This is a genomic window from Luteimonas qiangzhengi, assembly GCF_039548515.1.
In the GTDB taxonomy this organism is placed as follows: domain Bacteria; phylum Pseudomonadota; class Gammaproteobacteria; order Xanthomonadales; family Xanthomonadaceae; genus Luteimonas.
This window is the reverse complement of sequence record NZ_JBCLVE010000009.1, coordinates 218678-240914: the sequence shown is the minus strand read 5'-3', so window position 1 is coordinate 240914 and position 22237 is coordinate 218678. Positions and strand designations below refer to the sequence as shown.

General features: G+C 63.6%; 20 protein-coding genes and 1 tRNA gene. All 21 read left to right on the top strand.

Annotated features, from left to right (window positions below; genetic code table 11):
* Position 1 precedes the first annotated feature (1 nt).
* The 21 genes from tuf (WCE59_RS08630) to rplV all read left to right on the top strand — a co-directional run bounded on the left by tuf (WCE59_RS08630) (position 2) and on the right by rplV (position 22235).
* The gene (tuf, locus tag WCE59_RS08630; protein ID WP_343258328.1) at positions 2 to 1192 is read left to right on the top strand and encodes an elongation factor Tu; all 1191 of its coding nucleotides are present in this window, start codon (positions 2 to 4) and stop codon (positions 1190 to 1192) included.
* Between the two features lie 105 nt (positions 1193 to 1297).
* Positions 1298 to 1373 (top strand) — tRNA-Trp (locus tag WCE59_RS08625).
* A gap of 36 nt (positions 1374 to 1409) precedes the next feature.
* The gene (secE, locus tag WCE59_RS08620; protein WP_343258338.1) at positions 1410 to 1787 is read left to right on the top strand and encodes a preprotein translocase subunit SecE; all 378 of its coding nucleotides are present in this window, start codon (positions 1410 to 1412) and stop codon (positions 1785 to 1787) included.
* Positions 1788 to 1852: 65 nt separating this feature from the next.
* Complete coding sequence (gene nusG / locus WCE59_RS08615; protein ID WP_343258350.1) at positions 1853 to 2407, top strand: transcription termination/antitermination protein NusG; 555 nt, start codon at positions 1853 to 1855, stop codon at positions 2405 to 2407.
* 98 nt (positions 2408 to 2505) lie between these two features.
* A complete protein-coding gene (rplK, locus tag WCE59_RS08610) occupies positions 2506 to 2934 on the top strand; it encodes a 50S ribosomal protein L11 (protein WP_343258337.1) in 429 nt (142 codons plus the stop codon).
* A 2-nt stretch (positions 2935 to 2936) separates the two neighbouring features.
* On the top strand, positions 2937 to 3638 hold the full coding sequence (rplA, locus tag WCE59_RS08605) for a 50S ribosomal protein L1 (protein WP_343258336.1): 702 nt from the start codon (positions 2937 to 2939) through the stop codon (positions 3636 to 3638).
* Between the two features lie 355 nt (positions 3639 to 3993).
* A complete protein-coding gene (rplJ, locus tag WCE59_RS08600) occupies positions 3994 to 4518 on the top strand; it encodes a 50S ribosomal protein L10 (protein ID WP_343258335.1) in 525 nt (174 codons plus the stop codon).
* 66 nt (positions 4519 to 4584) lie between these two features.
* Positions 4585 to 4965, top strand: coding sequence for a 50S ribosomal protein L7/L12 (rplL, locus tag WCE59_RS08595; RefSeq protein WP_343258334.1), 381 nt, complete (start codon positions 4585 to 4587; stop codon positions 4963 to 4965).
* 256 nt (positions 4966 to 5221) lie between these two features.
* Positions 5222 to 9394 carry a DNA-directed RNA polymerase subunit beta gene (gene rpoB, locus WCE59_RS08590; RefSeq protein WP_343258333.1) on the top strand — a complete coding sequence of 1391 codons (4173 nt, stop codon included), beginning with the start codon at positions 5222 to 5224 and terminating at the stop codon, positions 9392 to 9394.
* Between the two features lie 74 nt (positions 9395 to 9468).
* The gene (gene rpoC, locus WCE59_RS08585; RefSeq protein ID WP_343258332.1) at positions 9469 to 13713 is read left to right on the top strand and encodes a DNA-directed RNA polymerase subunit beta'; all 4245 of its coding nucleotides are present in this window, start codon (positions 9469 to 9471) and stop codon (positions 13711 to 13713) included.
* 346 nt (positions 13714 to 14059) lie between these two features.
* Positions 14060 to 14434: a 30S ribosomal protein S12 gene (gene rpsL / locus WCE59_RS08580; protein ID WP_343258331.1), complete on the top strand. Its 375-nt coding sequence runs from the start codon at positions 14060 to 14062 to the stop codon at positions 14432 to 14434.
* 75 nt (positions 14435 to 14509) lie between these two features.
* Positions 14510 to 14983, top strand: a complete 474-nt coding sequence (gene rpsG, locus WCE59_RS08575) for a 30S ribosomal protein S7 (protein ID WP_343258330.1) — start codon at positions 14510 to 14512, stop codon at positions 14981 to 14983.
* A gap of 107 nt (positions 14984 to 15090) precedes the next feature.
* Entirely contained in the window at positions 15091 to 17178 is a 2088-nt protein-coding gene (fusA, locus tag WCE59_RS08570) for an elongation factor G (protein WP_343258329.1), read from the top strand.
* Positions 17179 to 17207: 29 nt separating this feature from the next.
* Complete coding sequence (gene tuf / locus WCE59_RS08565) at positions 17208 to 18398, top strand: elongation factor Tu (RefSeq protein WP_343258328.1); 1191 nt, start codon at positions 17208 to 17210, stop codon at positions 18396 to 18398.
* A 448-nt stretch (positions 18399 to 18846) separates the two neighbouring features.
* Positions 18847 to 19158 carry a 30S ribosomal protein S10 gene (rpsJ, locus tag WCE59_RS08560; protein ID WP_343258327.1) on the top strand — a complete coding sequence of 104 codons (312 nt, stop codon included), beginning with the start codon at positions 18847 to 18849 and terminating at the stop codon, positions 19156 to 19158.
* A 10-nt stretch (positions 19159 to 19168) separates the two neighbouring features.
* A complete protein-coding gene (rplC, locus tag WCE59_RS08555) occupies positions 19169 to 19828 on the top strand; it encodes a 50S ribosomal protein L3 (RefSeq protein ID WP_343258326.1) in 660 nt (219 codons plus the stop codon).
* Positions 19828 to 20433, top strand: a complete 606-nt coding sequence (gene rplD, locus WCE59_RS08550; RefSeq protein WP_343258349.1) for a 50S ribosomal protein L4 — start codon at positions 19828 to 19830, stop codon at positions 20431 to 20433. Before rplC ends, rplD begins: the two co-directional genes overlap by 1 nt.
* A complete protein-coding gene (gene rplW / locus WCE59_RS08545; protein WP_343258325.1) occupies positions 20430 to 20729 on the top strand; it encodes a 50S ribosomal protein L23 in 300 nt (99 codons plus the stop codon). The genes rplD and rplW overlap by 4 nt, the downstream gene beginning before the upstream one ends.
* A 47-nt stretch (positions 20730 to 20776) precedes the next feature.
* The gene (gene rplB / locus WCE59_RS08540; RefSeq protein ID WP_343258324.1) at positions 20777 to 21604 is read left to right on the top strand and encodes a 50S ribosomal protein L2; all 828 of its coding nucleotides are present in this window, start codon (positions 20777 to 20779) and stop codon (positions 21602 to 21604) included.
* 6 nt (positions 21605 to 21610) lie between these two features.
* A complete protein-coding gene (gene rpsS, locus WCE59_RS08535; protein WP_343258323.1) occupies positions 21611 to 21877 on the top strand; it encodes a 30S ribosomal protein S19 in 267 nt (88 codons plus the stop codon).
* A gap of 10 nt (positions 21878 to 21887) precedes the next feature.
* Entirely contained in the window at positions 21888 to 22235 is a 348-nt protein-coding gene (gene rplV / locus WCE59_RS08530) for a 50S ribosomal protein L22 (RefSeq protein ID WP_343258322.1), read from the top strand.
* Positions 22236 to 22237 lie beyond the last annotated feature (2 nt).

Below are 22237 nucleotides of genomic sequence, written 5' to 3'. Positions count from 1 at the left end.
CATGGCAAAGGACAAGTTCGAGCGCACCAAGCCCCACGTGAACGTGGGCACGATCGGTCACGTTGACCACGGCAAGACGACGCTGACGGCGGCGCTGACCAAGGTGGGTGCGGAACGTTTCGGCGGTGACTTCAGCGCGTACGACGCGATTGACCGCGCGCCGGAAGAAAAGGCCCGTGGCATCACGATCTCGACCTCGCACGTCGAGTACGAGTCGGAAAGCCGCCACTACGCCCACGTGGACTGCCCGGGACACGCGGACTACGTGAAGAACATGATCACCGGTGCCGCGCAGATGGACGGCGCGATCCTGGTGTGCTCGGCCGCTGACGGCCCGATGCCGCAGACCCGCGAGCACATCCTGCTGGCGCGTCAGGTTGGTGTTCCGTACATCGTCGTGTTCCTGAACAAGGCCGACATGGTGGACGACGCCGAGCTGATGGAGCTGGTGGAGATGGAAGTCCGCGAGCTGCTGAGCAAGTACGATTTCCCGGGCGACGACACGCCGGTGATCATGGGTTCGGCGCTGAAGGCGCTGGAAGGCGATCAGTCCGAGATCGGCGTTCCCGCGATCCTGAAGCTGGTGGACGCGCTGGACTCCTGGATTCCGGAGCCGGAGCGTGACATCGACAAGACCTTCCTGATGCCGGTGGAAGACGTGTTCTCGATCTCCGGCCGCGGCACCGTGGTGACCGGTCGTATCGAGCGCGGCATCATCAAGGTGGGCGAGGAAGTCGAAATCGTCGGCATCCGTGCGACCACCAAGACCACCGTGACCGGCGTCGAGATGTTCCGCAAGCTGCTGGACGAGGGTCGTGCCGGTGACAATGCGGGTATCCTGCTGCGCGGCACCAAGCGTGACGACGTCGAGCGTGGCCAGGTGCTGGCCAAGCCGGGTTCGATCCAGCCGCACACCAACTTCGAAGCCGAGGTTTACGTGCTGTCGAAGGACGAAGGTGGTCGTCACACGCCGTTCTTCAAGGGCTACCGCCCGCAGTTCTACTTCCGTACCACCGATATCACCGGTGCCGTGACCCTGCCGGAAGGCGTGGAAATGGTGATGCCGGGCGACAACATCAAGATGGATGTTGAGCTGATCAACCCGGTGGCGATGGACGAAGGCCTGCGCTTTGCAATCCGCGAAGGTGGCCGCACGGTCGGCGCCGGCGTGGTGGCGAAGATCAACAAGTAATGGTCCGGCCCGTGCGCTTTGGCGCACGGGCCAGTCCCAAAAGCCGGAAAATGGCAAGGCGGCGATAGCCGCCGTTGCCGTTTCAAGATCCGGCAACAATTCGATACGCCAGTAGCTCAATTGGCAGAGCAGCGGTCTCCAAAACCGCAGGTTGGGGGTTCGAGTCCCTCCTGGCGTGCCATACGCGTTACATGCCTGCGGGCCGCAGCGGTACCAGATGAATAGCAGAGTCGAGCAATCCAAGTCCGCTTCGTCGGCAGATATCGTCAAGTACGCCCTGGCGGTGTTGTTGGTATGCGCTGGTGTCTTCGCGTTCTACTGGTTTGACGGGCAGTGGCCCGGCCTGGCGCGGGCATTCGCCGTTGTCGCCGGGGTCGTGGCGGCCGTGGCCGTGTTCATGGCCACCACCAAGGGCGCACAGACCCGGGGGTTTCTGTCTGAAACCCGCTTCGAGCTGCGCAAGGTGGTCTGGCCGACCCGTCAGGAAGCAGTGCGCATGACCTGGGTCGTGGCCATTGCCGTGGTCATCATCGCGATCGTCCTGGCGGTCTACGACTCTGTGATCAAATGGCTTTTGCGCCTGTTCCTGGGCTGATGATGGAGAAGACCGACCCGATGGAAACCGAAGGCGAAATCAGCAACACCAACGCCAACAATGACATGCGCTGGTACGTCGTGCATGCCTACTCCGGCTTTGAAAAGTCGGTGGCGCAGGCGCTGCGCGACCGGATCGCGCGCGCCGAGATGGAAGAGCGCTTCGGCGAAGTGCTGGTGCCGACCGAGGAAGTGGTTGAAATGCGCGCCGGCCAGAAGCGCCGTTCCGAGCGCAAGTTCTTCCCCGGCTATGTGCTGGTGCAGATTTCCACCCATAACGAAGATGGCATTCCGCGGATCGACAGCGAAAGCTGGCATCTGGTCAAGGAAACCCCCCGGGTGATGGGCTTCATTGGCGGCACCGCGGCCCGTCCGCTGCCGATCGCCGACCACGAGGCCGATGCAATCCTGAATCGCGTCGCCGAAGGCGTTGAGAAGCCGCGTCCGAAGGTGCTGTTCGAAGCCGGGCAGATGGTCCGCGTCATCGACGGCCCGTTCAACGATTTCAACGGCGTGGTCGAGGAAATCAACTACGAAAAGAGCCGCCTGCGCGTGGCGGTACTGATTTTCGGGCGTTCCACGCCGGTCGAACTCGAGTTCGGCCAGGTCGAGAAGGCCTGAGTGACCGGGGCGGATCTTCCGCCCCTTTATTGCAACCAGCGGGGAGCCCCGCAGCCCACCGGGCGTGCAGGCGTTTGGACCCGAGGAGTTAACAGACAATGGCAAAGAAAGTAGTCGGCTATATCAAGCTGCAGGTCAAGGCCGGGCAGGCCAATCCGAGCCCGCCGGTTGGTCCCGCACTGGGCCAGCGCGGCCTGAACATCATGGAGTTCTGCAAGGCGTTCAACGCCGCCACGCAGAAGCTGGAGCCGGGTCTGCCGATTCCGACCGTGATCACCGCGTACTCGGACCGTACCTTCACCTTCATCACCAAGACCCCGCCGGCAGCCGTGCTGCTGAAGAAGGCCGCTGGTGTGCAGGGCGGCTCGGCGCGTCCCAACACCGACAAGGTCGGCAAGGTGACCCGCGCCCAGCTGGAAGAGATCGCCAAGGCGAAGGAACCTGACCTGACCGCAGCCGATCTGGAAGCGGCGGTTCGTACCATCGAGGGCTCGGCCCGTTCGATGGGTCTGGCGGTGGAGGGCTGATCATGGCTAAGCAGACCAAGCGACAGAAAGCAATCCGTGCGGCCGCCGAGCCGGGCAAGGCCTATTCGATCGATCAGGCACTGAAGATCGTCAAGGACCACGCCAACGCCAAGTTCGCCGAAGCGGTGGACGTGTCCGTGCGCCTGGGCGTTGATGCGCGCAAGTCGGACCAGCAGGTCCGTGGTTCCACCGTGCTGCCGCAGGGCACCGGCAAGAGCGTGCGCGTTGCAGTGTTCGCGCCGGCGGGTGCCAAGGCCGAAGAGGCCCTGGCTGCCGGTGCCGACGCTGTCGGCATGGAAGACCTGGCCGAGAAGATGCAGGGCGGCGACCTGAGCTACGACGTGGTCATCGCTACCCCGGACGCCATGCGCGTTGTGGGTCGGCTGGGCACGCTGCTTGGGCCGCGTGGCCTGATGCCCAACCCGAAGGTCGGCACCGTGTCGCCGAACCCGGGCGAGGCAGTCAAGAACGCCAAGGGCGGCCAGGTGCGCTACCGCACCGACAAGGCCGGCATCATCCACTGCACGATTGGCAAGGCCACGTTCGAGGATGCACAGCTGTCCGAGAACCTGACCGCGCTGCTGACCGACCTGGTTCGCGCCAAGCCGGCCACCGCCAAGGGCACCTACCTGCAGAAGATTTCGATCAGCTCCACCATGGGTCCCGGCGTTATCGTCGACCAGGGTTCGCTGACGATCAAGTAATACACGGACGCCCGCGTGAGGCGGGCATCCGGCAGTAATTTGAGGGCATCGCAAAGGGCGCAATTCGTCCCGGCGCGGCGCCGTCAAAGACCGCAGGCGTGGCCTGCGCGACAGTGGCGACGGGCATGGAAGCTCGCATTGGCAGGGAATCGCCGCCGCTGTTCACGCAGATCGCTTAATCCCGGACCGCGCAAGCGTAAAAGGGCCTGCGTAGATGGTCGCCGACCCTCCAGGATTTCTGGAAACGGCCGCCAACAGGAAGGCCCCTGGTCTTCCCGGCATCGAAGGACCGATGCTGAAAATGGCCCGCAAGCGGCAGGAGCCGCAAGCGGAGTTGAATGAAACGGAGAGTGCAATGGCTCTGAATCTGAACCAGAAGAAGGAAGTCGTTGCCGAACTGGCGGAGGTGGCCGGCTCGGCACATTCGCTGGTCGCCGCCGAGTACGCGGGTTTGACGGTCACTCAGTTGACCGACCTGCGCAAGAAGGCCCGCGAAGGCGGCGTGTACTTGAAAGTAGCCAAGAACACGCTGGTTTCGCGCGCAGTGGAAGATACCGATTACGCCGTCATCAAGGACGAGCTGACCGGTCCGCTGCTGTACGCCTTCTCGCAGGAAGACCCGGGTGCCGCCGGACGCCTGATCAAGGAGTTCGCCAAGGCGAACGACAAGCTGAAGCCGCGCCTGGTATCGCTGGGCGGACAGATGTACCCGGGCACCCATGTGGATGTCCTGGCGTCTCTGCCGACCCGCGACGAAGCGCTGTCGATGCTGCTCAGCGTCATGGTCCAGCCCGCCACCATGCTGGTGCGCGTGTTGGCCGAGCCTGCCAGCCAGGTTGCCCGCGTGACCAACGCGGTCGGCCAGGCCAAGGCCGCCTGAGAGATCAGTTCGGTACGAACCCGTTAAACAGTCGTTTTCCAATACAGTTAATTTGAGGTAATTACGATGTCCCTTTCCAACGAAGAAATCATCGAAGCGATCAGCAGCAAGACCCTTGTCGAGGTCATGGAGCTGGTCAAGGCGATGGAAGAGAAGTTCGGCGTGTCCGCTGCTGCCCCGGTGGCAATGGCCGCTGGTCCGGCTGGTGGTGGCGACGCCGCTGCCGCTGAAGAGCAGACCGAGTTCAACGTTGTCCTGACGGGCATCGGCGAGAAGAAGGTCGAGGTCATCAAGGTGGTCCGTGCGATCACCGGCCTGGGTCTGAAGGAAGCCAAGGACCTCGTCGAGAGCGCGCCGAAGGAAGTGAAGGAAGGCGTGTCGAAGGACGAAGCCGAGAAGCTGAAGAAGGACCTCGAGGCTGCCGGCGCAACTGCCGAGCTGAAGTAAGCGGTCCTTGCGTCGCCCGTTTCAACAGGCGACCAGCCGAGGCTGGGGGCGTATGCCCCCGGCCTTTGGCCGTTGTGGCGACACAACACTGGTAACACCTGACAACTGACATCGAGTCCCCAGTTGGAAGTAGCGGGAGAAGGCGTGCTGGTGCCGGCAATACCAGCGACTTCCCACTGGCGATTTTCCCGGTCGAACACCGATCCCCCCGGAGCCGCGGACGCGCGGTTCACAGATTCAATAGGCGGTCATTCCCATGACGACATCCCAGCAGCAATCGAGCTACTCGTTCACCGAGAAGAAGCGCATCCGCAAGAACTTCGGCAAGCAGAAGACCATCCTTGAGGTGCCGTTCCTGCTCGCCATCCAGGTGGATTCCTACCGGGAGTTCCTGCAGGCGGACCGGACGCCCGCCAAGCGCGCGGATCGCGGCCTGCACGCGGCCCTCAAGTCGGTGTTCCCGATCGTCAGCTACAACGGCTACGCCGCGCTGGAATACGTCAGCTACAAGCTGGGCGAGCCGGTGTTCGACGAGCGCGAGTGCCGCCAGCGCGGCATGAGCTACGGCGCACCGCTGCGCGTGACCGTGCGCCTGGTGATCTACGACCGTGAGTCTTCCTCCAAGGCCATCAAGTACGTGAAGGAGCAGGAGGTCTACATGGGCGAGATCCCGCTCATGACCGACAACGGCACCTTCATCGTCAATGGCACCGAGCGGGTCATCGTGTCCCAGCTGCACCGCTCGCCGGGCGTGTTCTTCGACCACGACCGCGGCAAGACCCACAGCTCGGGCAAGCTGCTGTACAGCGCCCGCATCATTCCCTACCGCGGCTCCTGGCTGGACTTCGAGTTCGACCCGAAGGACGCGTTGTTCACCCGTATCGACCGTCGCCGCAAGCTGCCGGTGACGATCCTGCTGCGTGCGCTGGGCTACACGAGCGAAGAGATCCTCAACGAATTCTTCGAGGTCAACACCTTCCATATCGATCCGAAGGAAGGCGTACAGGTTGAGCTGGTGCCCGAGCGCCTGCGCGGCGAGACGCTTGATTTCGACCTGGCCGATGGCGACACCGTCATCGTCGAGGCTGGCCGCCGGATCACCGCGCGCCACATCCGCCAGCTGGAGCAGTCCGGTATCGAAGCCCTGGCCGTGCCCGACGAATACCTGCTTGGGCGGGTGCTGTCGCACGACGTGGTTGACGCCGAAACCGGCGAGCTGCTGGCTGCTGCCAACGATGAGCTGACCGAAGAGCACCTGGTTGCACTGCGCAAGGCCGGTGTGGAAGCCGTGGGCACCATCTGGACCAACGACCTGGATCGTGGCCCGTACATCTCCAACACCCTGCGCATCGACCCGACCAAGACCCAGCTTGAAGCCCTGGTCGAGATCTACCGGATGATGCGCCCGGGCGAGCCGCCGACCAAGGAAGCTGCCCAGAACCTGTTCCACAACCTGTTCTTCACCTTCGAGCGCTACGACCTGTCGGCCGTTGGCCGGATGAAGTTCAACCGCCGCCTGGGTCGCAAGGAGACCGAAGGCGCGCCGGTGCTGTACGACGAGCGCTACTTCTCCGAGCGCAAGGACGCCGATTCGGTCAAGCTGCGCGAAGAGTGCGGCGAGAGCTCGGACATCCTGGACGTGATCAAGGTGCTGACCGAGATCCGCAACGGTCGCGGCATCGTTGACGACATCGACCACCTGGGCAACCGCCGCGTGCGTTCGGTGGGCGAGATGGCCGAGAACACCTTCCGCGTGGGTCTGGTGCGCGTTGAGCGCGCGGTGCGCGAGCGCCTGACCATGGCCGAGGCCGATGGCCTGACCCCGCAGGAGCTGATCAACGCCAAGCCGGTTGCCGCAGCGGTGAAGGAGTTCTTCGGCTCCTCGCAGCTGTCGCAGTTCATGGATCAGAACAACCCGCTGTCCGAGGTCACCCATAAGCGCCGCGTGTCGGCCCTTGGGCCGGGCGGCCTGACCCGCGAGCGTGCAGGCTTCGAGGTGCGCGACGTGCACCCGACCCATTACGGCCGCGTGTGCACCATCGAAACCCCTGAAGGCCCGAACATCGGCCTGATCAACTCGCTGGCCGTGTTCGCACGCACCAATCGCTACGGCTTCCTGGAGACGCCGTACCGCAAGGTGGTGGACGGCTCGGTGACCGACGAGATCGAGTTCCTCTCGGCAATCGAGGAAAACGAATACGTCATCGCCCAGGCCAACGCGCCGCTGAACGACGCCAACAGCTTCACCGAGCAGTTCGTCGACGTGCGCTACCAGGGCGAGAACATGCTCAAGCCGCCGGTGGAGGTCCACTTCATGGACGTCTCGCCGATGCAGACCGTCTCGGTCGCCGCGGCGTTGGTTCCGTTCCTGGAGCATGACGACGCCAACCGTGCACTGATGGGCGCCAACATGCAGCGCCAGGCAGTGCCGACCCTGCGTGCCGAGAAGCCGCTGGTGGGTACGGGCATCGAACGCGCCGTGGCCCGCGACTCCGGCGTGACCGTGAACGCCCGTCGTGGCGGCGTGGTCGAGCAGGTGGACGCAGGCCGCATCGTGGTCAAGGCGAACGAAGACGAGATCGCCGGTGAGACCGATGCCGGCGTCGATATCTACAGCCTGATCAAGTACACCCGTTCCAACCAGAACACCTGCATCAACCAGCGTCCGCTGGTGAACGTGGGTGACGTGGTGGCGCGCGGCGATGTGCTGGCCGACGGTCCTTCGACCGACATCGGCGAGCTGGCCCTGGGCCAGAACATGCTGGTCGCGTTCATGCCGTGGAACGGCTACAACTTCGAGGACTCGATCCTGCTCTCCGAGCGGGTCGTGACCGAGGACCGCTACACCACCATCCACATCGAAGAGCTGACCGCGGTCGCGCGTGACACCAAGCTGGGGCCGGAGGAGATTTCCGCCGATATCCCGAACGTGTCCGAGCAGGCGCTGAACCGTCTCGACGAGTCGGGCGTGGTGTACATCGGTGCGGAAGTGCGTGCCGGCGACATCATGGTGGGCAAGGTCACGCCGAAGGGCGAGAGCCAGCTGACCCCGGAAGAGAAGCTGCTGCGCGCGATCTTCGGCGAGAAGGCGTCCGACGTGAAGGACAGCTCGCTGCGCGTGCCCCCGGGCATGGACGGCACCGTCATCGACGTGCAGGTCTTCACCCGCGACGGCATCGAGAAGGACAAGCGTGCCCAGCAGATCGAGGAATCCGAGATCAAGCGGGTCAAGAAGGACTTCGACGACCAGTTCCGCATCCTCGAGGCGGCGATCTACGCGCGTCTGCGCAGCCAGCTGATCGGCAAGAATGCCAACGGCGGTGCCGGCCTGAAGAAGGGCGAGACGGTGACCAGCCTGGTGCTGGACGGCATGAAGCGCTCCGACTGGTTCAACATCCGCATGAAGGACGCCGACGCGGTCGAAGCGATCGAGCGTGCCCAGATGCAGATCGACACCCACCGCAAGGAGTTCGACAAGCGGTTCGAGGACAAGCGCGCCAAGATCACCCAGGGCGACGATCTTGCCCCGGGCGTGCTGAAGATGGTCAAGGTGTTCCTGGCGGTGAAGCGTCGCATCCAGCCGGGTGACAAGATGGCCGGCCGCCACGGCAACAAGGGTGTGGTGTCCTCGATCGTTCCGGTTGAAGACATGCCGCACCTGGCCGATGGCGAGACCGTGGACATCGTGCTCAACCCGCTGGGCGTGCCGAGCCGCATGAACATCGGGCAGATCCTGGAAACCCATCTGGGCTGGGCCGCAAAGGGCCTGGGCCGGAAGATCCAGGGCATGCTCGAAGCCCAGGCCAAGGTGGCTGAGCTGCGCAAGTTCCTGGACGAGATCTACAACCACGACAGCGAGATCACCGCTCAGCAGGTGGACCTGAAGCAGTTCAGTGACGAGGAGCTGATCACCCTGGCGCGCAACCTGACCGGCGGCGTGCCGATGGCCACCCCGGTGTTCGACGGCGCGGCCGAGTCCGAGATCAAGAAGATGCTCGAACTCGCCGACCTGCCGGCCAGCGGTCAGACCCGTCTGTTCGATGGTCGCACCGGCGAGCAGTTCGAGCGCGAGGTGACCGTGGGCTACATGCACATGCTCAAGCTCAATCACCTGGTGGACGACAAGATGCACGCGCGTTCAACCGGCCCGTACTCGCTCGTTACCCAGCAGCCGCTGGGCGGCAAGGCGCAGTTCGGTGGCCAGCGCTTCGGTGAGATGGAAGTCTGGGCGCTGGAGGCTTACGGCGCGGCGTACACCCTGCAGGAAATGCTGACTGTGAAGTCGGACGACGTGCAGGGCCGCAACCAGATGTACAAGAACATCGTCGACGGTGAGCACGAAATGGTTGCCGGCATGCCGGAGTCGTTCAACGTGCTGGTCAAGGAAATCCGCTCGCTGGCCATCAACATGGAGCTCGAGGAGAACTGAGATCCGGTGAACGGGGGCTTCGGCCCCCGCTGCGACACATCCCGAATCTCCATTCCCGAATCCCGGAGTCAAACATGAAAGACCTGCTCAACCTCTTCAACCAGCAGCGCCCGACGCTGGACTTTGACGCGATCAAGATCGCGCTCGCTTCGCCGGACATGATCCGTTCGTGGTCCTTTGGCGAGGTGAAGAAGCCAGAGACCATCAACTACCGCACGTTCCGTCCGGAACGCGACGGCCTGTTCTGCTCGGCCATCTTTGGACCGACCAAGGACTACGAGTGCCTGTGCGGCAAGTACAAGCGCATGAAGCACCGCGGCGTGGTCTGCGAAAAGTGCGGCACCGAAGTCACTCTGGCCAAGGTGCGCCGCGAGCGCATGGGCCATATCGACCTGGCCAGCCCGACCGCGCACATCTGGTTCCTCAAGTCGCTGCCGTCCCGCATCGGCCTGATGCTGGACATGACGCTGCGCGACATCGAACGCATCCTGTACTTCGAAGCATTCGTGGTCACCGAGCCGGGCCTGACCCCGCTCGAGCGCGGCCAGCTGCTCAACGAAGAGCAGTACATGCAGATGCGCCAGGAGCACGGCGATGACTTCGATGCCCTGATGGGCGCCGAGGCGGTGTACGACCTGCTGCGCACCATCGACCTGCAGGCCGAAATGGTCAGCCTGAAGGAAGAAATCGCCAGCACGGGCTCGGTCACCAAGCTCACCCGCCTGACCAAGCGCATCAAGCTGGTCGAGGCGTTCATCGACTCGGGCAACCGTCCCGAGTGGATGATCATGACGGTGCTGCCGGTGCTGCCGCCGGACCTGCGTCCGCTGGTGCCGCTGGACGGTGGCCGCTTCGCGACCTCTGACCTGAATGACCTGTACCGCCGCGTCATCAACCGCAACAACCGTCTGCGTCGCCTGCTCGAGCTCAACGCGCCGGACATCATCGTGCGCAACGAGAAGCGCATGCTGCAGGAATCGGTGGATGCGCTGCTGGACAACGGCCGTCGCGGCCGTGCCATCACCGGTACCAACAAGCGCCCGCTCAAGTCGCTGGCCGACATGATCAAGGGCAAGCAGGGCCGGTTCCGCCAGAACCTGCTCGGCAAGCGCGTGGACTACTCGGGCCGTTCGGTCATCGTGGTCGGCCCGACCCTGCGCCTGCACGAATGCGGCCTGCCCAAGAAGATGGCGCTGGAGCTGTTCAAGCCGTTCATCTTCTCCAAGCTGCAGCGCCGCGGCCTGGCCACCACCATCAAGGCGGCCAAGAAGCTGGTTGAGCGCGAAGAGGCGGAAGTCTGGGACATCCTGGAAGAAGTCATCCGCGAGCACCCGGTGCTGCTCAACCGCGCCCCGACCCTGCACCGCCTGGGCATCCAGGCCTTCGAGCCGGTGCTGATCGAGGGCAAGGCGATCCAGCTGCATCCGCTGGTCTGCACCGCGTTCAACGCCGACTTCGACGGTGACCAGATGGCCGTGCACGTGCCGCTGAGCCTGGAAGCCCAGCTGGAAGCGCGTGCGCTGATGATGTCGTCCAACAACATCCTCAGCCCGGCCAACGGCGAGCCGATCATCGTGCCGTCGCAGGACGTCGTGCTTGGCCTGTACTACATGTCGCGTGCGCTGGTGAACCAGCAGGGCGAGGGCATGGTGTTCGCCAACGTGGCCGAGGTGAAGCGCGCGTATGACAACAAGGTTGTCGGCCTGCACGCCAAGGTGAAGGTGCGCATCACCGAAACCGTGATTGACGAAGAGGGCAACCGCGAAAGCCGGACCTCGATCGTGGACACCACGGTCGGCCGCGCCCTGCTGGCTGAAATCCTTCCCGACGGCCTGCCGTACGAGCTGGCCAACGTGGAGCTGAGCAAGAAGAACATCAGCCGCCTGATCAACTCCTGCTACCGCCGCCTGGGCCTGAAGGACACCGTGGTGTTCGCCGACAAGCTGATGTACACCGGCTTCGGCTACGCCACCCGCGCCGGCGTGTCGATCGGTATCGACGACATGACCATTCCGGACGAGAAGGCCGGCATCCTTGAGGAAGCCGAGGCCGAGGTGCTGGAAATCCAGCAGCAGTACCAGTCGGGCCTGGTCACCGCCGGCGAGCGTTACAACAAGGTCGTGGACATCTGGTCGCGTACCAACGAGCGCGTGGCCAAGGCGATGATGGACACCATCGGTACCGAAATCGTGACCGACGCCGAGGGCAAGCAGGTCGAACAGAAGTCGATGAACTCGATCTTCATCATGGCCGACTCCGGTGCCCGTGGTTCGCAGGCGCAGATCCGTCAGCTGGCCGGCATGCGTGGCCTGATGGCCAAGCCGGACGGCTCGATCATCGAGACCCCGATCACCTCGAACTTCCGCGAGGGCCTGAACGTCCAGCAGTACTTCATCTCCACCCACGGTGCCCGAAAGGGTCTGGCCGATACGGCGCTGAAGACCGCGAACTCCGGTTACCTCACCCGCCGCCTGGTCGACGTGGCGCAGGATGTGGTGATCACCGAGGACGACTGCGGTACCACCGCTGGCCTGAGCATGACCCCGATCGTCGAAGGCGGCGATGTGGTTGAGCCGCTGAAGGATCGCGTGCTGGGCCGCGTCGTGGCCGAGGACGTGTTCCTGCCGGGCGACGACGAGGACCCCATCGTCACCCGCAACACCCTGCTCGACGAGCAGTGGGTGCAGAAGCTGGAAGAGGCGAGCGTGCAGCTGATCCAGGTGCGTTCCACCATCACCTGTGAGAGCAGCTTCGGCGTGTGCGCCATGTGCTACGGCCGCGACCTGGCCCGTGGTCATCTGGTCAACCACGGCGAGGCGGTCGGTGTCGTGGCCGCACAGTCGATCGGCGAGCCGGGCACCCAGCTGACCATGCGTACGTTCCACATCGGTGGTGCGGCTTCGCGTGCGGCGGCCATCGATAACGTGACGGTCAAGACCACCGGTTCGGTGAAGTTCAACAACATCAAGTCGGTCGGCCATGCCAGCGGCGGCCTGGTTGCGGTGTCGCGTTCGGGCGAGCTGTCGGTGCTTGACGCCCATGGTCGCGAGCGTGAGCGCTACAAGCTGCCTTACGGCGCCCTGATCAGCCTGAAGGACGGCGGCGAAGTGAAGGCCGGCCAGACGGTGGCCACCTGGGATCCGCATAACCATGCGATCGTTTCGGAAGTCGCCGGTTTCGTGCGCTTCATCGACTTTGTCGATGGCGTGACCGTGATCGAGAAGACCGACGAATTGACCGGCCTGGCGTCGCGTGAAATCACCGACCCCAAGCGTCGTGGTTCGCAGGCCAAGGAGCTGCGTCCGATCGTGCGCATCGTCGACAAGAACGGCGAAGACCTCAGCATCCCGGGGACCGACCTGCCGGCGCAGTACCTGCTGCCGCCGCGTTCGGTGGTCAACCTGCAGGATGGTGACGCCGTGAACGTGGGCGACGTGGTGGCCAAGATTCCGCAGGAGGCTTCCAAGACCCGTGACATCACCGGTGGTCTGCCGCGCGTTGCCGACCTGTTCGAAGCGCGCAAGCCGAAGGACCCGGCGATCCTGGCCGAGAAGTCCGGCATCGTCAGCTTCGGCAAGGAAACCAAGGGCAAGCAGCGCCTGGTGATCAAGGGGCTGGACGGGGACGATTACGAGGAGCTGATCCACAAGTATCGCCAGGTCATCGTGTTCGAAGGCGAGCACGTGGAGAAGGGCGAGACCGTGGTGGACGGCGAGCCGACCCCGCAGGACATCCTGCGCCTGAAGGGCGTGGAGGAACTCGCTTCCTACCTGAGCAAGGAAATCCAGGACGTCTACCGCCTGCAGGGTGTGAAGATCAACGACAAGCACATCGAAGTGATCGTGCGCCAGATGCTGCGCAAGGTGGAAATCACCGACGCCGGCGACAGCCGTTACCTGGCGGGCGAGCAGGTCGAGCGCCAGCGCGTGATCGAGGAAAATGCGCGTCTGGAAGCCAAGGGCGAGCTGCCCGCGAAGTGGGATCCGGTGCTGCTGGGTATCACCAAGGCTTCGCTGGCGACCGAGTCGTTCATCTCTGCGGCGTCCTTCCAGGAAACCACCCGGGTGCTCACCGAGGCGGCCGTGCGTGGAACGCGCGACAACCTGCGCGGGTTGAAGGAAAACGTGATCGTCGGGCGTCTGATTCCGGCCGGTACCGGCCTGGCGTATCACGCCCAGCGCCAGCGCGGGTCCACGGGGCTGACCGATTCGGAGATGGAAGCCCTGTCCGGCAGTGCTGCCAGGGCCGAAGCGGCGCCTGTCGTTGAAGCCGCGCAGGTAGAGCAGGAGACCCCGGAAGCCACGGACGACAAGGAGTAATCCGCGTCCGTTGCGGCAATGTGCCGGGGGTTTGGCCCCCGGCACTTGCCAAAAGCGGCGCGAGCCGCTGTAATAGGGAAATACAAGTGGCGGATGCAAGTCCGTCCCAGATCACGAAATGAGGTTGCACGGATTGCGCCTCGTGTTCGGCCCAGGATGGGCGGGATCAGCTGGAGTGCTGTCCGGATCCGTTGCCATGCGCGCGGGCTGGATATGAAAGTGAGGTTGAGCGTTGACGCCATGCGTCCGCGCCAGCTATACTTTTCCGTCTGGGTAGGCCGGGTAGATCCGGTCTGCCTTCGTTTTCACGCATGGGCTACGGCCCCGAACCGACAGAAACCATACGATGGCAACAATCAACCAGCTGGTGCGCAAGCCGCGCAAGCTCGTCACCTACAAGAGCCACTCACCCGCGTTGGAGGACTGCCCCCAGCGCCGCGGTGTGTGCACTCGTGTCTACACCACCACCCCGAAGAAGCCGAACTCGGCGTTGCGCAAGGTCGCCAAGGTGCGCCTGACCAACGGTTACGAGGTCATCTCCTACATCGGCGGTGAGGGCCACAACCTGCAGGAGCACTCTGTTGTGCTGCTGCGCGGTGGCCGCGTCAAGGACCTTCCGGGCGTGCGCTACCACATGGTGCGCGGCGCGCTCGACGCTGCCGGCGTTGCCAAGCGCAGGCAGGGTCGGTCCAAGTACGGCGCCAAGCGCCCGAAGTCCTGATCCGTGGGGCGGGCCTGAAGGTCCGCCATCCGTACAACCCGGCAGGCCAAGGTCTGCCCTACGAGAAACAATCCAATGTCGCGTAAAGGCAATACTCCGCAGCGTTCGGTGCTGCCCGACCCCAAGCACGGCAGCGAGACGATCGCCCGGTTCATCAACATGGTCATGAAGAGCGGCAAGAAGTCCGTCGCCGAAAAGATCGTCTATGGCGCAATGGACGTCATCAGCGAAAAGGGTGGCGAAGCCAATGCCCTGGAGCTGGTGGAGAAGGCGCTCGGCAACGTGTCGCCGGCGGTGGAAGTCAAATCCCGCCGCGTCGGTGGTGCGACCTACCAGGTGCCGGTTGAAGTCCGCGCTTCGCGCCGCATGGCGCTGGCCATGCGCTGGCTGATCGAAGCTGCGCGCAAGCGCGGTGAGAACAGCATGCCGCGCAAGCTCGCCGCCGAGCTGATCGAAGCATCTGAAAACCGTGGTGGTGCGATCCGCAAGCGCGAGGATATCCATCGCATGGCGGATGCCAACAAGGCGTTCGCGCACTACCGCTGGTGATTCCAGGGCCGCCCTGAGGGCGGCCTTGCTCCAGGACACGGACGCCGCCGCAAGGCGGCATCCGCCATTCAAGTCCGGCTTGCCGGGCACAGACACGAGAGACGACCGTGGCTCGCACCACTCCTATCGAACGTTATCGCAATTTCGGCATCATGGCCCACATCGATGCCGGCAAGACCACCACGTCCGAACGCATCCTGTTCTACACCGGTATCAACCATAAGCTGGGCGAAACCCACGATGGTTCGGCCACCATGGACTGGATGGAACAGGAGCAGGAGCGCGGCATCACCATCCAGTCCGCAGCTACCACTGCGTTCTGGAGCGGGATGGACAAGACGCTGGACGAACACCGCTTCAACATCATCGACACCCCCGGGCACGTTGACTTCACCATCGAAGTCGAGCGTTCGCTGCGCGTGCTCGACGGCGCGGTGTTCGTGCTGTGCGCGGTCGGCGGTGTGCAGCCGCAGTCGGAGACTGTCTGGCGCCAGGCCAACAAGTACAAGGTGCCGCGCCTCGCGTTCGTCAACAAGATGGACCGCACCGGCGCCAACTTCACCAACGTGGTCGCCCAGCTGAAGAGCCGCCTGGGTGCCTACCCGGTGCCGATGCAGATCCCGGTCGGTGCCGAAGAAGGCTTCGATGGCGTGATCGACCTGGTCAAGATGAAGGCGATCCACTGGGACAGCGAATCGCACGGCACCGTGTTCGAGTACGGCGATATTCCTGCTGACCTGGTGGATACCTGCACCGAGGCGCGTTCGTTCATGGTCGAGGCTGCTGCCGAAGCCAACGAAGCGCTGATGGACAAGTACCTGGAAGAGGGCGACCTTACCGAGGAAGAGATCTACCAGGGGCTGCGCGAGCGCACCCTCAAGGTCGAAATCGTCCCCGTGTACTGCGGCACCGCGTTCAAGAACAAGGGCGTGCAGGCCATGCTTGACGGCGTGGTCCAGCTGCTGCCTTCGCCGGTGGACGTGCCGCCAGTGGTGGGCATCGGCGAGAACGACACCGAAGTCACCCGCAAGGCGGATGACAGCGAGCCGTTCTCCGCGCTGGCATTCAAGGTCATGACCGACCCGTTCGTTGGCTCGCTGACCTTCTTCCGCGTCTATTCGGGCACGCTGAACTCCGGTGATCAGGTGTACAACCCGATCAAGTCGAAGAAAGAGCGCATCGGTCGTCTGCTGCAGATGCATTCCAACGATCGTGCCGAGATCAAGGAAGTGCGCGCTGGTGACATCGCCGCCGGCGTGGGCCTGAAGGACGTCACCACCGGTGACACCCTGTGCGCCCAGAACGCAATCATCACTCTGGAACAGATGATCTTCCCGGAGCCGGTCATCTCGATGGCCGTCGAGCCGAAGACCAAGTCCGACCAGGAAAAGATGGGCGTGGCACTGGGTCGCCTTGCGCAGGAGGATCCGTCCTTCCGCGTGCGCACCGACGAAGAGTCCGGCCAGACCATCATCTCCGGCATGGGCGAGCTGCACCTGGACATCCTGGTGGATCGCATGCGGCGCGAGTTCAACGTGGAAGCCAACGTCGGCAAGCCGCAGGTTGCTTACCGCGAGACCATCCGCAAGACGGTCAAGGCGGAAGGCAAGTTCGTGCGCCAGTCCGGTGGTAAGGGTCAGTTCGGCCACGTGTGGCTGGAAATCTCGCCGCAGGAGCCGGGTGCCGGCTACGAGTTCGACAACTCGATCGTTGGTGGTGTCGTGCCGAAGGAATACATCCCGGCGGTCGACAAGGGCATCCAGGAAGCGATGGTCAGCGGCCTGCTTGCCGGCTACCCGATCGTGGACGTCAAGGTGAAGCTGTACGACGGCTCCTACCACGAAGTCGACTCGTCGGAAATGGCGTTCAAGATCGCCGGCTCCATGGGCTTCAAGGAAGGCTTCCACAAGGCCAGCCCGGTCCTGCTGGAGCCGATCATGAAGGTCGAGATCGTTACCCCGGAGGATTACCTGGGTGACGTGATGGGCGACGTCAGCCGCCGTCGCGGCATCCTGCAGGGTCAGGAAGACAGCCCCTCGGGCAAGATCATCAACGCGATGGTGCCGCTGGGCGAGATGTTCGGCTACGCCACTTCGCTGCGTTCGATGTCGCAGGGTCGCGCCACCTACACGATGGAATTCGACCATTACGCCGAGGCTCCGGCCAACATCGCCGAAACCGTCACCAAGAAATAATCTTCACGAAATCAATCAGGTAGAAAGACATGGCAAAGGACAAGTTCGAGCGCACCAAGCCCCACGTGAACGTGGGCACGATCGGTCACGTTGACCACGGCAAGACGACGCTGACGGCGGCGCTGACCAAGGTGGGTGCGGAACGTTTCGGCGGTGACTTCAGCGCGTACGACGCGATTGACCGCGCGCCGGAAGAAAAGGCCCGTGGCATCACGATCTCGACCTCGCACGTCGAGTACGAGTCGGAAAGCCGCCACTACGCCCACGTGGACTGCCCGGGACACGCGGACTACGTGAAGAACATGATCACCGGTGCCGCGCAGATGGACGGCGCGATCCTGGTGTGCTCGGCCGCTGACGGCCCGATGCCGCAGACCCGCGAGCACATCCTGCTGGCGCGTCAGGTTGGTGTTCCGTACATCGTCGTGTTCCTGAACAAGGCCGACATGGTGGACGACGCCGAGCTGATGGAGCTGGTGGAGATGGAAGTCCGCGAGCTGCTGAGCAAGTACGATTTCCCGGGCGACGACACGCCGGTGATCATGGGTTCGGCGCTGAAGGCGCTGGAAGGCGATCAGTCCGAGATCGGCGTTCCCGCGATCCTGAAGCTGGTGGACGCGCTGGACTCCTGGATTCCGGAGCCGGAGCGTGACATCGACAAGACCTTCCTGATGCCGGTGGAAGACGTGTTCTCGATCTCCGGCCGCGGCACCGTGGTGACCGGTCGTATCGAGCGCGGCATCATCAAGGTGGGCGAGGAAGTCGAAATCGTCGGCATCCGTGCGACCACCAAGACCACCGTGACCGGCGTCGAGATGTTCCGCAAGCTGCTGGACGAGGGTCGTGCCGGTGACAATGCGGGTATCCTGCTGCGCGGCACCAAGCGTGACGACGTCGAGCGTGGCCAGGTGCTGGCCAAGCCGGGTTCGATCCAGCCGCACACCAACTTCGAAGCCGAGGTTTACGTGCTGTCGAAGGACGAAGGTGGTCGTCACACGCCGTTCTTCAAGGGCTACCGCCCGCAGTTCTACTTCCGTACCACCGATATCACCGGTGCCGTGACCCTGCCGGAAGGCGTGGAAATGGTGATGCCGGGCGACAACATCAAGATGGATGTTGAGCTGATCAACCCGGTGGCGATGGACGAAGGCCTGCGCTTTGCAATCCGCGAAGGTGGTCGCACCGTCGGCGCCGGCGTGGTGGCGAAGATCAACAAGTAATGGTCCGGCCCGTGCGCTTTGGCGCACGGGTTTCCGGGTATGGCGGGTAGGTCTTCGGGCCAAACCGCCGACCTGGGGGCAAAAAAGGAAAAGGGGCTTGCGCTCCAATTCCCGTTGCCCCATAATGGTCAGCTTGCTCACGGACTCAGCTTCATCGGGTGCGTGATACAGCGAAAGGAGGGGCAGGAAGCACCTCGTTTTCGCCAGACATGGAAATGTCGCGCGGCAGGGCCCCGGTCGTTCCGAAGGATTTTCGGAACATTACGGCAGGGGCGCGTTGTCACGCTTGTTTTTCCGTGTTGTGGCGGGGCGGGTAACTGGCCCGCATTTGTTTCTCCGAAGTGTGCTTCCGGGCTGGCTGTATCGGCTTGGCAAGTTCTGATTTTAACGGGGCTCTGCGCACCCAGCCGCAGAGCCCGACGCTCTTTCAACCAAGGAATTTCGTCTCATGGCGGACCAAAAGATCCGGATCCGGCTCAAGGCTTTCGATCATCGTCTGATCGATCGCTCGGCCAGCGAGATCGTGGAAACGGCGCGGCGTACCGGCGCCCAGGTGCGCGGGCCCATCCCGCTGCCGACCAGGATCGAGCGCTACACCATTCTGACCTCGCCGCACGTCAACAAGGACGCGCGCGACCAGTATGAAACCCGCACGCACAAGCGCGTGCTCGACATCGTCGACCCCAATGACAAGACCGTGGACGCGCTGATGAAGCTCGAACTCGCGGCTGGCGTCGACGTCCAGATCAAGCTGACCTGAGGCTAACGAAATGACTGCGAAGAAATATTCGCTGGGAATCGTCGGTCGCAAGGCGGGCATGAGCCGGGTGTTCACCGAAGATGGCCAGTCCATCCCGGTCACCCTGATCGAAGCCACCCCGAACCGCATTACCCAGGTCAAGACCGTCGAAGCTGACGGCTACACCGCGGTGCAGGTCACCGCCGGGCACAAGCGTGCTTCCCTGATCAACAAGCCGGAATCCGGCCACCTGGCCAAGGCCAAGGTCGAGGCAGGTCGCGGCCTGTGGGAGCTGCGCGTTGACGACCTGGGCGAACTGTCCGTCGGCGGCGAGATCAAGGCAGACATCTTCGAGGTCGGCCAGAAGGTCGACGTCCAGGGTGTCACCAAGGGCAAGGGCTTCCAGGGCACGATCAAGCGCTGGAACTTCAGCATGGGTGACGCCACCCACGGTAACTCGCTGTCGCACCGGACCCCGGGTTCGCTGGGTCAGCGCCAGTCGCCGGGTCGCGTGTTCCCGGGCAAGAAGATGTCCGGTCACATGGGCGACGTGCGCCAGAGCACGCAGGGCCTGGAAGTGGTCAGGGTCGACGCCGAGCGCGGCCTGATCGCTGTCAAGGGCGCGGTACCAGGTGCGCCGGGCGGTGACGTGGTCGTACGTCCCACCACGAAGGGTCAAGGAGCAGCATGATGGAACTTGCCATCGACAACAGCAGCCAGACGCTGTCGGTCTCCGACGCCGTTTTCGGTCGTGAATTCAGCGAAGACCTGGTTCATCAGGTCGTTGTTGCCTACCGCAACGCCGGTCGTGCCGGCACCAAGGCGCAGAAGACGCGCTCGGAAGTGGCAGGCACCACCAAGAAGTCCAAGAAGCAGAAGGGTGGCGGCGCCCGTCACGGCGCACTGACCGCTCCGATCTTCCGCGGTGGTGGCGCGACGTTTGCAGCCAAGCCGCGCAGCTTCGAGCAGAAGGTCAACCGCAAGATGTACCGCGCGGCCATGGCCGCCATCCTGAGCGAGCTCAACCGCCAGGGTCGTCTGCGGGTGGTCGAGTCGTTCGAGATCGAAGCGCCCAAGAGCAGCGGCCTGGTTGCCAAGCTGAAGGACGCCGAGGTGGGCAAGCGCCCGCTGATCGTGACCGAAGAGGCTTCGGAAAATCTGTACCTGTCGGCCCGCAACCTTCCCTACGTGGAAGTGCGCGACGTGCAGGGCCTGGACCCGGTTGCACTGGTGTCCGCCGATACCGTGCTGATCACCACCGACGCGGTGAAGAAGATCGAGGAGTGGCTGGCATGAACGAAGCGAAACTCTACGAAGTCATCCGCGCGCCGCGCGTGTCTGAAAAGACCGCACGCCTGCAGGAAGTCTCCAACCAGTACGCGTTCGAAGTCGCGAAGGACGCGACCAAGGCCGACATCAAGACCGCCGTCGAGAAGCTTTTCGACGTCAAGGTCGAAGCGGTGAACGTGGTCAACGTGAAGGGCAAGAACAAGTCCTTCCGCTTTCGTACCGGCCGCCGCGGCGACTGGCGCAAAGCGTACGTGAAGCTGGCCGATGGCCAGTCGATCGACGTGATGACGGCCAAGGTCTGACGGAGCCCTGATCCAGTCAGGACTCCATACAAACAGGATTCAGTCCCATGCCATTGATGAAATTCAAGCCCACTTCCCCCGGTCGCCGCTCTGCGGTCCGCGTGGTCTCGCCCGAGCTGCACAAGGGTGACCCCTATGCGCCGCTGGTGGAAAAGCAGAGCCGTACCGGTGGTCGCAACCACCACGGCCGCACCACCACGCGCCACATGGGCGGCGGGCACAAGCAGCACTACCGCATCATCGACTTCAAGCGCAACAAGGAAGGCATTCCGGCACGCGTGGAGCGGATCGAATACGATCCGAACCGCACCGCCCACATTGCCCTGCTGTGCTACGTCGACGGTGAGCGCCGTTACATCATCGCCCCCAAGGGCCTGAAGGCAGGCGACCAGGTCATCGCGGGCTCCGATGCCCCGATCAAGACCGGCAACTGCCTGCCGCTGCGCAACATCCCGGTTGGCTCCACGGTGCATTGCATCGAGATGAAGCCGGGCAAGGGTGCGCAGATGGCCCGCGCCGCTGGTGCCGGGGTCCAGCTGGTTGCCCGCGAAGGCACCTACGCCACCCTGCGCCTGCGTTCGGGTGAGACCCGCCGCGTGCCGTCCGAATGCCGGGCGACCATCGGTGAAGTCGGCAACGTCGAACACAACCTGCAGAAGCTGGGCAAGGCCGGTGCGAAGCGCTGGCTCGGCATCAAGCCGACCGTCCGCGGCGCGGCCATGAACCCGGTCGACCACCCGCACGGTGGTGGTGAGGGCAAGGCCGGGCAGGGTAACCCGCATCCGGTCACGCCATGGGGCGTGCCCACGAAGGGTTACAAGACGCGTCACAACAAGCGCACCCAGAAGTTCATCGTGCGCGACCGCAGGAGCTGATCGATCATGGCACGTTCACTTAAGAAAGGTCCTTTCGTCGACCACCACCTCGTCAAGAAGGTGGAGACCGCAGGTACCACCAAGCGCCCGATCAAGACCTGGTCGCGCCGTTCGATGATCCTTCCGGAAATGGTCGGATACACGATTGCCGTGCACAACGGACGCAATCACATCCCGGTGCTGATCAACGAAAACATGGTTGGCCACAAGCTCGGTGAGTTCGCTTTGACCCGTACGTTCAAGGGTCACGGCGGCGACCGGAAGTCCAGGTAAGGAGATGACGATGGAAGCCAAAGCTGTACTGCGCACCGTGCGCATCTCCGCGCAGAAAGCCCGTCTGGTCGCTGACCAGGTGCGCGGTCTGCCCGCCGAGCGGGCCGTTGGCCTGCTGCGTTTCTCCGACAAGAAGGCCGCCCACCTGATCCGCAAGGTGGTGGAGTCCGCGATCGCCAACGCAGAGAACAACCTGGGTGCAGACGTCGACGAACTCTCGGTCACCTCGATCATGGTGGATGAGGGCCCCACGCTGAAGCGCTTCATGGCGCGCGCCAAGGGCCGCGGCACCCGCATCCTCAAGCGCACCAGCCACATCACCGTGGTGGTGGGCGACGCGAACGGAAAGGGCAAGTAAAC

Bases quoted from the DNA above. Each gene is read 5' to 3' on its own strand.
- rplB (WP_343258324.1), top strand. From the start codon at position 20,777: ATGCCATTGATGAAATTCAAGCCCACTTCCCCCGGTCGCCGCTCTGCG.
- tuf (WP_343258328.1), top strand. From the start codon at position 17,208: ATGGCAAAGGACAAGTTCGAGCGCACCAAGCCCCACGTGAACGTGGGC.
- rplD (WP_343258349.1), top strand. From the start codon at position 19,828: ATGGAACTTGCCATCGACAACAGCAGCCAGACGCTGTCGGTCTCCGAC.
- rpsS (WP_343258323.1), top strand. From the start codon at position 21,611: ATGGCACGTTCACTTAAGAAAGGTCCTTTCGTCGACCACCACCTCGTC.
- rpsG (WP_343258330.1), top strand. From the start codon at position 14,510: ATGTCGCGTAAAGGCAATACTCCGCAGCGTTCGGTGCTGCCCGACCCC.
- rplL (WP_343258334.1), top strand. From the start codon at position 4,585: ATGTCCCTTTCCAACGAAGAAATCATCGAAGCGATCAGCAGCAAGACC.
- secE (WP_343258338.1), top strand. From the start codon at position 1,410: ATGAATAGCAGAGTCGAGCAATCCAAGTCCGCTTCGTCGGCAGATATC.
- rpoB (WP_343258333.1), top strand. From the start codon at position 5,222: ATGACGACATCCCAGCAGCAATCGAGCTACTCGTTCACCGAGAAGAAG.
- rpsL (WP_343258331.1), top strand. From the start codon at position 14,060: ATGGCAACAATCAACCAGCTGGTGCGCAAGCCGCGCAAGCTCGTCACC.
- rplJ (WP_343258335.1), top strand. From the start codon at position 3,994: ATGGCTCTGAATCTGAACCAGAAGAAGGAAGTCGTTGCCGAACTGGCG.
- nusG (WP_343258350.1), top strand. From the start codon at position 1,853: ATGCGCTGGTACGTCGTGCATGCCTACTCCGGCTTTGAAAAGTCGGTG.
- rplV (WP_343258322.1), top strand. From the start codon at position 21,888: ATGGAAGCCAAAGCTGTACTGCGCACCGTGCGCATCTCCGCGCAGAAA.
- rpsJ (WP_343258327.1), top strand. From the start codon at position 18,847: ATGGCGGACCAAAAGATCCGGATCCGGCTCAAGGCTTTCGATCATCGT.
- rplW (WP_343258325.1), top strand. From the start codon at position 20,430: ATGAACGAAGCGAAACTCTACGAAGTCATCCGCGCGCCGCGCGTGTCT.
- rplK (WP_343258337.1), top strand. From the start codon at position 2,506: ATGGCAAAGAAAGTAGTCGGCTATATCAAGCTGCAGGTCAAGGCCGGG.
- rplC (WP_343258326.1), top strand. From the start codon at position 19,169: ATGACTGCGAAGAAATATTCGCTGGGAATCGTCGGTCGCAAGGCGGGC.
- rpoC (WP_343258332.1), top strand. From the start codon at position 9,469: ATGAAAGACCTGCTCAACCTCTTCAACCAGCAGCGCCCGACGCTGGAC.
- rplA (WP_343258336.1), top strand. From the start codon at position 2,937: ATGGCTAAGCAGACCAAGCGACAGAAAGCAATCCGTGCGGCCGCCGAG.
- tuf (WP_343258328.1), top strand. From the start codon at position 2: ATGGCAAAGGACAAGTTCGAGCGCACCAAGCCCCACGTGAACGTGGGC.